Origin of the sequence: Candidatus Methanoperedens nitratireducens (assembly GCF_900196725.1) — an archaeon.
GTDB classification, from domain to species: domain Archaea; phylum Halobacteriota; class Methanosarcinia; order Methanosarcinales; family Methanoperedenaceae; genus Methanoperedens; species Methanoperedens nitroreducens_A.
On record NZ_FZMP01000059.1, the window covers coordinates 1 to 13,169 of the forward strand.

Consider the following 13,169-nt stretch of genomic DNA (forward strand, 5'->3'; position numbering starts at 1 on the left):
ATAGTGTTGAGAAATATATCTGGAATACTTTCAAGCATCAAATTACTATATAACACTGCCCACTATAAAAATTAGTAATAAAAAAAGAATAGAAGGGGATTTACCTTCTTCCCCTGCCGCCTCTTTTATCTCTTCCTCCGACCGCGTCCGCCACCGCCATAGCCGTCCACCTGCGTCCGTCCACCGCCGTAGCCGCCGCGTCCGCCGCCGCCATAACCGCCGCCACCGCTACCGCCGCTTCCGTACATGCTGCCGTAACCGCCGCCACCGCCATAACCGCCACTGCGCCTTGGTCTCTCGGGCTGCTCAACATGCCTGTCCGACACGTTATTTTCGGTATTGACTTCATCCAGTGTGGTTTCGGATAATAGTATCTTTCCGTATTTCCCTATGTTCAATCTCATCGAATTCCTTACGATCGAGATATAACCGTTCTGGACATCTATTACATCCCCGACTGCGATTTTTCCGATCTGGTCATCCCATAAGGATAGAAGGATGCTGCCGGTCTTATCAGCGACTTTCACTTCGCACACGTGTTTCGTTCCGAACTTGGAATTTATTTCCTTTGTCTCTCCAATTTCGATTACTTTAAGAGTGGCATTAACATTTTTTGAATTTTCTGTCAAGTCGTTTACATTGAAATTTGTAGCCGTTGTTTCCATTTTATTACCTTTCTTTAGTTTTAACTTCCTGCACTGCTATCTCAGATGCGCCTTCAATCACCTGTTCTATGAGTTAGAAGAAGCGTCTACTTAAAGGTTAGCGTATTTAATATACTTTCCGTAGAACATGCATGGCTTGGTCAACCAAAATTGTCTTTTTACTAGAATTCAAACTCCATGCCGTCATATCCAAGGGGCCACTGTTTAACAGATTCATCGTGAGGAGGGAAATTATGGCTCAGATGGGTAAGTACGACGTTTTTCGCTTCAAGCTCAAAAGCAAGCTCCATCGCGTCCTGCGAATTCATATGCTTTGGGATTTTTCCCCTGGGCGGGATTATGGCGTCAGCAATAAGAAGGTCAGGCCGGGACATCAGCTCAAGGCTCCTCCCGGGAATTTCTTTTGAAGTATCTCCTGTGATCACAACTTTGCTTTTACCCTCGGTGATTATCACGCCGGCAGACTCTTCAAGAGGAGGGTGGGTTACTTCCACCAGGATCATATTAAGACCGATGAGCTCAAAAGGCGTATAAAAGCTTACATCATGCCTTACCGGCTTCATGAAGCTGAGATAAGAGAGTATGTAATCAAGGGTGTTCTTGAGCCCGTACACATTTACGCCGTTCTGGATGCGGTGAAAATCCCCAAAACCTGCGTAGTGGTCATAATGCGGGTGGGTCCAGATCACTCCGTCGACATGATTTATCCCTTTTTTCAATAACTGCCACCGAAGGTCGGGACTTGTATCGATAAGAGCTCTGCCCTTTGATGATTCGACCAGCACGGAAAACCGGAGTCTCCTGCTTTTTCCGCCGGCATGGGCATCCATGCATGCAGGACATGAGCATCCTATCTTGGGCGTCCCTACCGCATCGCCAGTTCCAAGAAGGGTTATTTTCATTCGGTCTCATCCATAGTCTTAAGAGGGATTCTCCTGTTGAACTCGTTAATACCCCGCAATAGATCCTGTTGTACAAGCACAGTTCGTCCGGATACAAGACCGTTAAGGACAGCTTCCCTGATGATTAACCGCAGATCGGAGCCGGAGTACCCTTCTGTCTTATTTGCTACCTCTTCTGTATTGAAGGTGCCTTCAATATCGCGAAGCACGATGTCAAGAATCTTCTTACGCATATCCGCATCCGGGAGCGTGAACTCCACTATCTCGTCAAACCGCCTCCATGCGGCATGGTCAAGTATTGCAGGATGGTTCGTCGCGCCTATTAGAAGCACGCCGTGCTCTACAAGACTTATCTCATCTATGGCTTTTAACAGTGTATTTACCGCCCTCTTCAGTGCCGCGTGCTCATCCGTGGCGCGCGCTTTAGCCACGAAATCGAACTCATCAATGAACAATATGCACGGGCCCAGGCGCTTTGCAAGTTCAAATACCCTGTCGATGTTCTTTGCGGTCTCACCGAGGTACTGGTCTGCTATTTGCGAGAGCTTTACCTCCAGTATGGGGATTTTCAGTTCTCCTGAAAGTGCGCGGGCGACCGAAGTTTTCCCTGTGCCCGGGGGACCGACGAATAAGAGTTTTCCTATCTCCCGAAGACCGATCCTCTTCAGGTAGTCGCGGTACTGGATGGCTTTCGCTATTTTTTCGATCTCATTTTTCTGCTCTTTTGTGAGGACAAGGTCTTTCAGGTTCTGCTGGATATCCTCGGGCGCGACTATGTGGACAAGCCTCAGCATCTCTTCAGACCCTTTCTCCGTCTCTATGGACTTGACAAGGGAATTTATCCATTCCCTGCCGTTCTCTTTTGGCGCAATGGACGCTTTTGCTTTTTCATAGCTCACTGGAAGAGAATCATAACTTTCAAAAAAGGATGCCAGAACAGGGTTCCCGTTTATCCTGTCAACCGCCTCAGCATGCTTTGCAAGCCATTTTGCACCGAGGTCGAAAACAGTCAGTTTTATCTGGGAGCCAAAATCTTCAAACTCGAGGAAAGGCAGCATTTTCGTGCTGTTTTTTACGTTTTCAAGACCATAGATAGTCCTTACATCGCCCTCGGTTACATAGATGGGGCGCTTGACGGTTTTTTCTTTCTCGCTCCAGTAATGTTTTCTTATTTGCTGGGGGAGATCATCTACACCGAGTTTATCCGACTGGTTGTACAGATAGGCAGTCATTACAAGTTCTGTTATCAGGAGTTTATCGTCAGTCATATTGAACTTCATCTTTATGGTATTCGGTAAGATATAGTTTACTCAGAAATATTAATAAGCACTGCAAATGCTCTTATCCGGTGTATTAATCCGCTGGGCATTGTTTCCGATTTTCCGCAAAGAATAAATACCTTAATGCAATTGTCAAAGGCAACTATCACGATTGATAATTCAACAATAATATATATTATCTAGTATTCTTGGAGCAAAAAGAAATGAAGGAAATACGAATACACGGCCGCGGTGGACAGGGATCTGTGACCGCAGCAGAACTTCTTGCAGTGGCTGCTTTTGAAGACGGGAAATACAGCCAGGCTTTCCCTGCGTTCGGCGTCGAGAGAAGAGGCGCCCCTGTTATGGCATTTGTGCGCCTGAGCGATAAACCGATACGTCTGCGCAGCCAGATATACGAACCGGACTATGTGATAGTGCAGGATGCGACTCTTGTGGATGTAGTTGATGTTGCACGGGGGACCAAGCCGGACGGAATCATTCTTATAAACACTGAAAAGAAGCCCGAATCGTTCAAGCTTGAGACGAAAGCTGCTATAAAAACGCTTGACGCAACAAGACTTGCAATTGATAACATCGGAAAACCGATCGTAAATACAACCCTTATCGGGGCCTTTGCCGGCGTCTCGGGTCTCATAAACCCGGAATCTATAAAGAGCGCTGTTATGGAGCGCTTTCCCGGGAAAGTCGGGGAAAATAATGCAAAGGCTATCCAGGCGGCATATGATGTCATGGAGGCACAGAGATGAAACTTATTATCAAAACAGTAGCCAAACCCGGAAGCACACGCGCCAACAAGACAGGCGCATGGCGCTCATTCATGCCTGTTTTTGACCACAAACTATGCAGTAAATGCGGCATATGCGCAATGTACTGTCCTGAAGGGATCATCAATAAACTGGAGAATGGCTTCTTTGAACCCGATTATGAATACTGCAAAGGCTGCGGCATCTGTGCGAACGAGTGTCCGAAGAAAGCAATAGTAATGGTGCTGGAGGGAAAATGAGGCAAAGGATGGTTGTAGTTGAAGGCTCTTACGCAGTAGCCCATGCAGTCAAGGTATGCAAACCCCATGTGATATCGGCATACCCCATAACCCCGCAAACCCACATTGTTGAGGATCTATCCCAGTTCGTTGCGGACGGCGATATGAACTGCGAGTATATGAACGTGGAGTCGGAATTCTCAGCTATATCAGCGCTGATAGGAGCAAGTGCCGCAGGTGCGCGCACATACTCATCAACAACATCGCAGGGACTTGCGTTGATGCATGAAGCGCTGTTCAATGCATCGGGCATGAGATTGCCTATTGTCATGACAGTGGTTAATCGGGCGCTCTCCGCCCCGATCAATATATGGAACGACCAGCAGGATTCCATCTCGCAGAGGGATACGGGCTGGATACAGCTTTATGCCGAAGATGTCCAGGAGTCTGCGGATATGCTGCCACAGGTCTACAAACTTGCTGAAGATGAGGAGGTCCTGTTACCGGCTATGACATGCATGGATGGCTTCATTCTTTCGCATGTTTACGAGCCGGTCATTTTACTTGAACAGAGCCTGACCGATGAATTCCTGCCTCCATATTCTCCTGAGTTTGCGCTTGATACAAAAAACCCCGTGTCGTTCGGGACGCTTGCCGACCCGGGTACATACACCGAATTCAGGTACAAGCAGGAGAAAGCCATGGGCGTGGCATTAAAGAAGATAGAGGAGATCGCCAACGAATTCAAGGATGTATATGGAAGATACTATGGCGGACTTATCGATGAATACGCTCTTGATGATGCTGAGATCGTTATAATGGCAATGGGATCTGTCGTAGGCACGATAAAGGATACAATAGATGAACTTCGAAGCGAGGGCGAACCTGTTGGGCTTCTCAAGGTCAGGTCATTCAGGCCGTTCCCCGTTGATGCTATTCGCTCGGCGCTGAAAAATGCAAAGATCATTATAACCGTCGATAAGAATATTTCAATCGGCAAGAACGAAGGCGCCCTGTGCACCGAGGTCAAGGCATGCCTTTACAATACCGATATTCGAATTCCCGTTATCGGTATCATGCTCGGGTTCGGAGGACGCGATATTCCAATGAGTACGATAAAGAAAATAATCAACAAAGCGAAGTTAGTGGAAAAGGGGATATATGTGGAAAGCGAGATCGCAGACCTGAGGGAGGACCTGGCATGAGCCTCCTGAAACCCGGTCACCGCGGATGCGCAGGATGCTGCGATGCACTTGCAGGAAAGTTCGTACTCGATGCGCTGGGCGAGAATGTAATCGTTGTAAGCCCGACCGGCTGTCTTGAAGTATTTACAACGCCCTATCCCGAATCTGCCTGGGGCGTGCCGTGGATCCACTCCCTCTTTGAGAATGCAGCCGCAGTTGCGTCCGGGGTTGAGGTGGCGCTCAAGGCGCTTGGTAAAAAGAACGACACAAAGATAGTCGCCATAGGCGGCGACGGCGCCACGCTGGATATAGGCCTGCAGGCAATCTCGGGCGCGTTTGAGCGCGGGCATGATTTTACCTATATATGTGTGGATAACGAGGCGTACATGAACACAGGTGTGCAGCGAAGCGGCGGGACGCCGCTGTATGCAAGCACGACCACAAGCCCGGCAGGTAAGGTCTCATTCGGCAACCCGCAGCATAAGAAGAACATGCCTGCAATAATGGCAGCACACGGCTCACCCTATGTTGCTACAGCTTCGATAGCATACGCTCCAGACATGATAAGGAAGGTCAAGAAAGCAGCCGAGGTAAAAGGACCCACGTATGTGCACGTGCATGCGCCCTGCTGCACGGGCTGGAGGTTTGAGGGTTCAAAGACCATCGAGGTAGGGAAGCTGGCTGTGGAAACTGCTATGTGGCCGCTATACGAAATGGAGAACGGCGCCGTCACGAATGTCCGGAAGCTTAAGAACAGGAAGCCTGTCGAAGAATATCTCAAGGCTCAGGGCAGGTTCAAGCATCTCTTTACGATGCAAGGCGGGCTTGAGGAGATCAAGAAGATACAGGCGATCGCGGACTGGAACGTAAAGCATTTCGGGCTTGAGTGAGAACGTTACGCGAAATATTTCAGAAGACTGCCGAATATGACTTCCTGTAATGGCTATAATTTAAGGTCGGTTACTATAGCTATCCGGCGTTTTTATCCAGGTTCGGCTCTTCGGCGCTGTGCTCCTCACCGATCGGCTCAATTATCGGCTGGAGCATGAAATATTTCTCCACATATTTCTTTAGCTCTTCATCCGAGATCGCAGAGACGCGCTTCTCCTCGTTATACAACTTCTGGATATCGGTCTGGATGGCTTTGATGCGTGGGTCGTTCTTATCAAGCTTTATGCCAACATGCATCAACTCGTTCAGCGCTTCCTCGACCTTGAAGCGAATAACCTCAAGCCCGGAAGAGTCGCCTATCATCAACAGCCTCTTTCCTCCCACTATCTCTGGCGGATACGGCTCGTAAGTAAAAGGATTTTTTATGACGCCTGCTGTATGTATGCCGCTCTCATGGGCGAAAATATTCTTACCCACGACCGATTTGTTGCGCGGGACTCTTATACCTATCTCTTTTTCCATGAATTCCGCAAATTCCGTGATGGATCTCAGGTCGTACTTCTGGAATCCCTCGACCCGCGTTATCAGGAACAGCGCAACCTTCTCCAGTTCGGCATTTCCCGCTCTTTCGCCTACGCCTAAAAAGGTCAGGCTTGACCAGTTGGCGCCGTACCAGTATCCTGCGAGGGAGCATGCCACCGACATCCCGTAATCATCGTGAACATGCGTTTCGATGTTCTTTGTCCCGATTTCCCGGAGCCGTTTGACGATATAGGGTATCCCGTACGGCTCATCCACTTCAGGGAACGGCATGCCGTAGCCCAGCGTATCGCACAGGCGTATCGTGCAGTCAGGGTCTATCTCAAGGAGCTTCTCAACAAGCGGGAATACAAAACCCTCGTTGTCCGCGCGCGTCATGTCCTCGATATGCGCCCTTGTGCGAAGCCCGTGGTCAACAGCGTACTGCAGCGCTTCTGTGTACTTCTTTTCGGCTTCCTCCCTGCTTTTCAAACCCATCTTATCAATGACGTGCGAATCCGAAACCGACATCAATATACCCGTTTCTTTTATCCCGTCCATATCAAGCACAAAATCGATATCCCTGGGATTTGCGCGCGCCCATCCTGTAACTTCGGGGAACTCATAGCCCCTGTCAAGCATTTCCCTCACCGCTTCCCTGTCGCGCTCGTTATATACGAACGTTTCCAGTTTCTCGATACCTATCCTGTTGAGGTACTCAAATATCTGGATCTTGTGCTTCTTTTTCATCACTATTCCGGGCATCTGCGAGCCGTCCCGGATGGTGCTGTCGCTTATAAATACCTCCTGCCCCAGCGGCAGCTTTATCCTGGGTAAATCTTCGTAAGACCTGTAGGCTTTCATCGGTTGACTGATTGTTATCACTATTTATATTACTTGTGGTTTTTGGCTGCTTCGGGGATAAATTACAGATACATTAAATATATATTCACCCATAGTACCAAGCATGATTCTATTAACGGGAGCCACGGGATTTATAGGCGGGCATGTTCTCAAAGCCCTGTCTGAAAAAAACCTTCAAATAAGATGCCTTTCCAGGAAATCGATAAATTCCGGGAACCCGAATATAAGCTATGTAACCGGGGATGTTCTTGATTACGAGTCCCTTGTTAAAGCAACAAAAGGCGTGGATACTGTTTATTATTTCATCCACATGATGGGCAAGCAAAAGGAACAGGAAAAATTCGAAGTACTTGACAGGATCGCAATAACAAACATGGTCAGAGCCTGCAAAGCTAACAGTGTGAAAAGGATCATCCACCTCACAGGCATGAGCAACCCGCAGGAAAAGCTGTCACATCATCTTGCAAGCAGGAAGGAGGTTGAAGAAATCATCAGGAACAGCGGCATTAATTACACGATATTCAGGGCTTCGGTTATCCTGGGTAAAGGCGGGGCTGCATTTGAGACGCTTGATACTGCCGTACGAAAACTCCCGGTAATTCCGGTTTTTAACTGGCAGAAAACAAAAGTGCAGCCCATATACATCGGGGATGTGATACGGTACCTTGCGGAATGCCTTGATAAGAGCGAGACCATCAACAGGAGCTTTGACATAGGCTGCTCTGAGATTTTAACATACAGGGAGCTGATGCAGCAGTATGCAAAGGAGCTTGGATTAAAGAGAGTTTTTATACAAATTCCCGGCTCATGGCACAGGGTCTCAGCATATATGCTTGGGAGACTTGCCCCTGTGAATCCGGATGTGATTTACTGGCTTATAGAGTCCCTTCGAAATACAATGGTGTGCGAACCGAACGACCTTAAAAGAATATTTGGATTTGAGCCTGTATCCTTCAAGGAAAGTATCAGGAAAATCTCTGAACAAGTTTCAGAATAGTTTAAATCCTGTGGCAAGTAAAAGAATGATAAGTATCGGCTGGTGAACCAGATAAACAGTTAAAGATTTTTTTCCCAAAAACATAAACTTGCCGGCTAATCTGTTCCCGAACCTTATGTTAGCCGTCTTCCCGGCAATATACTCTCCGGAATACACTCCCAGCAAAAGCACTCCCAGCCACGGTATTAAGGGAAAATAATCGAATGTGGAAAAGCCCCGCGGTATGAAACCCAGCCAGAACAGATAAGGGAAGTTGAACTCTGATTGCTGCAGATAAAAGCCTGATGCTGCTATGGACAAACCTGCAACCAGGTTCAGCCGGTTATATTTAATGAACAGCGGCACAAGGAACGAACTGGCTGCAAAGAAATGCAGTATTCCGAAATATATTATCCTTTCAGGCACGAATATGGAAGTGAACATGGTTACAAACGCCGCAAAAATAAGGAGTTTCAATCCCCTTGTGAAGTACCTTTTGCCAAATCCTTCCTTATGATTCTCAAAGCTGATACGGGCTGCTGCTCCTGAAAGGAAAATAAAAATCGAAGCTATTGAAATAGGAAAAATACGCCAGTAAAGGAAATTCGGCTGTGCCTGGATTATCCCGAAATAGCTTAATGTGACTGAGTAATTGAACAGTACCATAAGTATGATATCTACGCCTCTAACAAGGTCGATAGCCTGGATTCTATCATATTTTGAAAGAGGTTTTGAAAGATGTTCCTGTTCGGATGGTAAAGTCATGTTATACCCTGATGTCATGGATTGTTTTTGAGGGATATTTATTATACCCTTAGTTCTTATTATAGCTCCGAAGGTACTAATCGATGCAGAGAATAAACATGATTACCCTACCACCGGATGACAAAATTCTTGCAATATTTAAGGACTGCTGTGAAAAACTGGATATCGACGGCTCAAAAAAGAACATGGAAGAGCTGGTCATCTACGATATGACCGATGGCACGAGGACATCGACCGGGCTTGAGGGGTCTGATGCATATTTTGACGGCGGGCTGTTCGTCATGAGATTCGTTCATTTTCTCAGGGTGCTTGGCGCAAAGAACAGCTACATTAACGTCATACACGAAGGACATAAGGAGAGAGTTAACTACAGGGATATTTACGAAGGCATGCGCAGGCATGTTGATATGTACAGGGAATTCTCTAAAATGGACAACGTAAGGCTGAGATTCGTGGGTAAGTACGATGTCCGCATCGACCCCGGGGATACGACTTACGACCTGAGAAAAGACCTGAAAGACCTCGAAGATGCCAGCGCAGAGAACCCGGAGCATACGGTGCATTTTATGATAAACTACTCGACCAGGTGGGCGGCAGAGGAGGGGAAAGAGTTCTTTAAGGCACTGCCGGAGGTGAACGTGATCCTCAGGCATGCCAAAGGATATGTGAACGGCGATATGTGGCTTTACGGGAAATTGAACAACAACAGCTTTGTTTATGCCCAGAATGGCTCATCCAACATGAACTGGAGCGACAGGCAGATAATAATGCTCATTTCGCTGTGCTTGAGGAGCATGCTCCTGAACAAAGGGACGCATTTGTCCAAAAAATACGAGGGGGACGAAAAAGACCTTGTAAGGCAAAAGAGGGAGGTTGAGCTTTCGTTCATCCACAGCTCTTTTTATGATGAATCAGAAGAGGCAAAAATGAAGAAAAGAGTGGTTATTTTTAGCTCGTACGGACCTGAGATATATGAGTTCTAACCGGAATCCCTGAGCTTAAAGTCTGCTAACCTTCTTTTATTGTTTAGACATTTCTATTGCCGTTTCCAGATTGATTATTTTAATCAAATTTTTAACGGTCTTGAAATGACGCGTGTCATCTGTGAAAACGTGTCTGGTATTTTCAACTATACCGGTTGCAGCAATCACTGAATCAACTGTGGGAATATCATATTTCAAACGCAGATCGCCGGCACGAATCGCTATTGAACGGGTTACGTTTACAAAAATCAGCCTTGAAGATAGTAATTCTTGAATGGCTGCACGCATTCGTTTATCATCTATCATTCCCAGTTTTTTGGTTAGTTCTGTGAGGGAGATAACTGATGATATCGCCTCGATATCACCATCGCTTATCGCTCCAGCTAATTCAAAATATGATTTGTCTTTTAAAAGTCTCCCCAGATGCATGGTGTCTATTAATATCCTGTTCATCTATTCACTTCTTTTTTGAATTTTTCGAATTTGATTTTTTAATAGCCTCTTCTATTAGCCGTTCTCTCCCTAAGTCATCCTCGCGTTCTTCTATTATTTCTTTTGTTATTTTATCAATATCAAGATCAGGCCATGAGCCGCATAGTGATCTCAGATCTGCAGGAGGGACCATCTTGATATAGCCCTCCTCCTCCATGAATATAACTTTCCTGCCTTTTTGAAGCCCAAACTTTTTCCTCAGCCTTGCTGGTATGATAATCTGTCCTTTTGTACTCACCGTTGCTGTTTCTATATCTTCAGTTTCTAGTTCTGGCATGTGACTTACACCAACTTACTACGTATGCCATCAAGGAATATATACTTTATTAAATCCGGATCGACGCAAGAAATTTTATCGATTCAAGGTTATCGGTGTAAATGCAGTGGCGATACGGCAGTGTGAATATTATGATTTGTTCGTGCCAGGGTTACTATCCATGAAGTGGGTGCATATATTGTTGAAGTCATCAGGTTGAATGTTCCTGAACTGATAGAGGATAGGTCCTTAGCTTAACAGATTTAACACAACTAAAAAATAGCTGTACACTAATCCTAAGCCCTGAAAGCACTTCCTACCATAAAAGCGATTATCGCAATCAGCATCGCGAATTTAAGCATCCTTCTTGCCTTTTTCGCGTCCCTGAAAATCACGGGTATCGAACCAATGAACATCACATCGGCTATTAAAACCACTGCCAGATACTGCCACCCGAACTGGTGAAGCGGATAATAGGGTATCGGGCTTATCAGCACTGCCAGGATTATAAGAAATGCCGCTACGATGCCTGCTTTCCTTACACCGATCTTCTTTGGCAAAGTATTCCGCCCTTTGTCGCCTTTAACATCCTCGATATCTTTCACTATCTCACGTCCTGCTATGGATAAGAACACTGCAACCGCGATAATGCCTGTGATCGTGGTTTTCCCCACGATAACGCCGCCGAATATGAACGCAAGCGCGGTCTGGGTGCCTATTATCATGTTCCCTATGACCTTTTCATGCTTGAACCTTAGCTCATAGGCAAGCTGGCATGCAAGCGCGATTATAACGACAGGCAGCACGGCGTATCCTGCGAGCGAACTCAGATAAAGGGAGAGCAAAAAAGAGATGGCGAAAAAAACCATTGAAAATCCGAGCGCCTGCCCGGGTTTTAATTCACCTGATGGAAGGGGTCTTTCGGGATGGTTGATTTTATCGTTCTCATAGTCAAAGTAATCATTTATCGCATTGCCTGCTATGCCGAATAAAAAAGCGACCGCAAAGCCAAGGAAAACAGGGAGGGCATATTTACCCACATCGCTTCCTGCTCCTATTAGAGCAGACGTGAACACGGCTAACCCGATCATTAAAGAGGTCAGGGGTCTGCCTATATTCAGGTATGGGTTCATCTGCCCATTAATGCTATTTACAAAGACAGTTTATGTTCCTTTGCCCTTCAGTTCCTTTGATTTCGGTCTGAGATGTGTATATCCGCATTTCCTGCATCTTGTTGCGCGTGGTGAATTGCGGGCATTGCATTTCATGCAAATCTGCATGTGTAAGAGTACTTTTTCCGCTTCCGGGAATCTTGCCATAATTTACCTCTGGTGGACAGCTTACTATTATGTCATATGATTTAATCCTTTGCTCAAAAAGTGCTAGCACTCAAAGTCTGTTCCAATTCACATCCTTTCAATATACCTTTTAAATTCTTTAATATACCTTTTGAAGAACCACTGCAAAAATATACTCTCATCTTTTTTTATTTGAGACCGCTCCAACACTCTATAATAATCCGCTCTTTTTTCATAGGGTATGTTAAGCATGGGAAAGCCATATTTGTTCAGAATAAAGTTCATCATCAACCTGCTTATTCTTCCATTTCCATCTGCAAACGGATGGATGGTAACAAGTTTAAGATGAACTAATGCTGCGAGTTCCACCGGGTGGATATTATCTTTGTTTTTCCCATACCATCTTAAAAAAGCCATGAGTAAAGGATATACTTCTGCGGGAAATGGCGGCATGAATTTGCTCCCGGAGATAGCGACCTGATGCTGCCTGATCTTCCCGGCAATGTCTTTTTTCGTATTCTCAAATAGTTTTTTATGGAGATATAATATTATTTTTAAAGATAACTCCTTCTCATACTTTAGCATTTCATAAAATACGCTCCTGTGTGCTTCCGCCTCCTTGATATCAACCACAGGTTTTGCATTCGGTGTTATACTTTTCTCAAGCAGGAGAGATGTTTCCCTGAATGTTAGCTTTGAACCCTCTATCCTGTTGGTATCATAAGTAAATTTGATCATGAAATTTTCTATTTCTTTCTCTCTTGCGGATAGAGGAGTTATTTCTCTCTGCGCTGAATATTCATCTTTTATTTCATCGAAGAGGTCAAACCATTTATCTCTGTAAATCTCAGAAATAAAATGCTGCTTCAGTTCTTCAATGTTTTTTGGTAGCTTTTTCCCTATATATTTCTCTTTTTTCTCTACCTTACCTTTTTCCCGGAAACTATGCTCAAGATAATAGTATGTGTTGTTTCCTATCGTTTTTTTCCTGATTGCGACCATAGAGGTGTGTATTATCCCTACATACTTATAAGATTTAGTATTTTTGGTTATATGTAGGGGTAAGACATGAGGAACATTAAGCCTTACGGTCTTAAAAGATTATTCCA

At 45.6% G+C, this 13,169-nt stretch carries 16 protein-coding genes; 6 read left to right on the forward strand and 10 right to left on the reverse strand.

The window, feature by feature from the left end; genetic code table 11:
• Positions 1-125 precede the first annotated feature (125 nt).
• The 3 genes from MNV_RS19365 to MNV_RS05110 all read right to left on the reverse strand — a co-directional run bounded on the left by MNV_RS19365 (position 126) and on the right by MNV_RS05110 (position 2,835).
• The gene (locus tag MNV_RS19365) at positions 126-665 is read right to left on the reverse strand and encodes a single stranded DNA-binding domain-containing protein (RefSeq protein WP_179293812.1); all 540 of its coding nucleotides are present in this window, start codon (positions 663-665) and stop codon (positions 126-128) included.
• Between the two features lie 161 nt (positions 666-826).
• On the reverse strand, positions 827-1,567 hold the full coding sequence (locus tag MNV_RS05105; RefSeq protein WP_096204291.1) for an MBL fold metallo-hydrolase: 741 nt from the start codon (positions 1,565-1,567) through the stop codon (positions 827-829).
• The gene (locus MNV_RS05110; RefSeq protein WP_096204315.1) at positions 1,564-2,835 is read right to left on the reverse strand and encodes an ATP-binding protein; all 1,272 of its coding nucleotides are present in this window, start codon (positions 2,833-2,835) and stop codon (positions 1,564-1,566) included. The genes MNV_RS05105 and MNV_RS05110 overlap by 4 nt, the downstream gene beginning before the upstream one ends.
• Before the next feature lie 215 nt (positions 2,836-3,050).
• Between MNV_RS05110 and MNV_RS05115 the strand changes: the two genes are divergently transcribed.
• The 4 genes from MNV_RS05115 to porB are packed head-to-tail and all read left to right on the forward strand — an operon-like array spanning position 3,051 to position 5,906.
• Entirely contained in the window at positions 3,051-3,596 is a 546-nt protein-coding gene (locus tag MNV_RS05115; protein ID WP_096204292.1) for a pyruvate ferredoxin oxidoreductase subunit gamma, read from the forward strand.
• Positions 3,593-3,853, forward strand: coding sequence for a pyruvate synthase subunit PorD (porD, locus tag MNV_RS05120; protein WP_096204293.1), 261 nt, complete (start codon positions 3,593-3,595; stop codon positions 3,851-3,853). Before MNV_RS05115 ends, porD begins: the two co-directional genes overlap by 4 nt.
• The gene (gene porA, locus MNV_RS05125; RefSeq protein WP_096204294.1) at positions 3,850-5,037 is read left to right on the forward strand and encodes a pyruvate synthase subunit PorA; all 1,188 of its coding nucleotides are present in this window, start codon (positions 3,850-3,852) and stop codon (positions 5,035-5,037) included. Before porD ends, porA begins: the two co-directional genes overlap by 4 nt.
• Entirely contained in the window at positions 5,034-5,906 is an 873-nt protein-coding gene (gene porB, locus MNV_RS05130; protein ID WP_096204295.1) for a pyruvate synthase subunit PorB, read from the forward strand. The genes porA and porB overlap by 4 nt, the downstream gene beginning before the upstream one ends.
• Before the next feature lie 79 nt (positions 5,907-5,985).
• Here the strand turns inward: porB and MNV_RS05135 are convergent, their stop codons facing one another.
• Positions 5,986-7,290, reverse strand: a complete 1,305-nt coding sequence (locus MNV_RS05135) for a homocitrate synthase/isopropylmalate synthase family protein (protein ID WP_096204296.1) — start codon at positions 7,288-7,290, stop codon at positions 5,986-5,988.
• Between the two features lie 103 nt (positions 7,291-7,393).
• On the opposite strand from MNV_RS05135, the gene MNV_RS05140 reads away from it, so the two are divergent.
• Positions 7,394-8,287 (forward strand): NAD(P)H-binding protein, encoded by an 894-nt coding sequence (locus MNV_RS05140; protein WP_096204297.1) that lies wholly within the window; start codon positions 7,394-7,396, stop codon positions 8,285-8,287.
• On the opposite strand, the gene MNV_RS05145 is transcribed toward MNV_RS05140, so the two are convergent.
• Complete coding sequence (locus tag MNV_RS05145; RefSeq protein WP_179293813.1) at positions 8,279-9,031, reverse strand: DUF1624 domain-containing protein; 753 nt, start codon at positions 9,029-9,031, stop codon at positions 8,279-8,281. The genes MNV_RS05140 and MNV_RS05145 overlap by 9 nt on opposite strands.
• A gap of 98 nt (positions 9,032-9,129) precedes the next feature.
• Here MNV_RS05145 and MNV_RS05150 point away from each other — a divergent pair, with 98 nt between their 5' ends.
• On the forward strand, positions 9,130-10,014 hold the full coding sequence (locus tag MNV_RS05150; protein WP_143311643.1) for a hypothetical protein: 885 nt from the start codon (positions 9,130-9,132) through the stop codon (positions 10,012-10,014).
• Between the two features lie 36 nt (positions 10,015-10,050).
• Here MNV_RS05150 and MNV_RS05155 read toward each other — a convergent pair whose 3' ends face one another.
• The 5 genes from MNV_RS05155 to MNV_RS05175 form a co-directional block, all read right to left on the reverse strand.
• Positions 10,051-10,467, reverse strand: a complete 417-nt coding sequence (locus tag MNV_RS05155; RefSeq protein WP_096204300.1) for a type II toxin-antitoxin system VapC family toxin — start codon at positions 10,465-10,467, stop codon at positions 10,051-10,053.
• Positions 10,468-10,471: 4 nt separating this feature from the next.
• On the reverse strand, positions 10,472-10,783 hold the full coding sequence (locus tag MNV_RS05160) for an AbrB/MazE/SpoVT family DNA-binding domain-containing protein (protein WP_096204301.1): 312 nt from the start codon (positions 10,781-10,783) through the stop codon (positions 10,472-10,474).
• Positions 10,784-11,058: 275 nt separating this feature from the next.
• Positions 11,059-11,895, reverse strand: coding sequence for a UbiA family prenyltransferase (locus MNV_RS05165; RefSeq protein ID WP_096204302.1), 837 nt, complete (start codon positions 11,893-11,895; stop codon positions 11,059-11,061).
• Positions 11,896-11,925: 30 nt separating this feature from the next.
• Positions 11,926-12,081, reverse strand: a complete 156-nt coding sequence (locus tag MNV_RS05170; RefSeq protein WP_096204303.1) for a 50S ribosomal protein L40e — start codon at positions 12,079-12,081, stop codon at positions 11,926-11,928.
• An 87-nt stretch (positions 12,082-12,168) separates the two neighbouring features.
• Positions 12,169-13,062, reverse strand: a complete 894-nt coding sequence (locus tag MNV_RS05175) for a Fic family protein (RefSeq protein WP_096204304.1) — start codon at positions 13,060-13,062, stop codon at positions 12,169-12,171.
• Positions 13,063-13,169 lie beyond the last annotated feature (107 nt).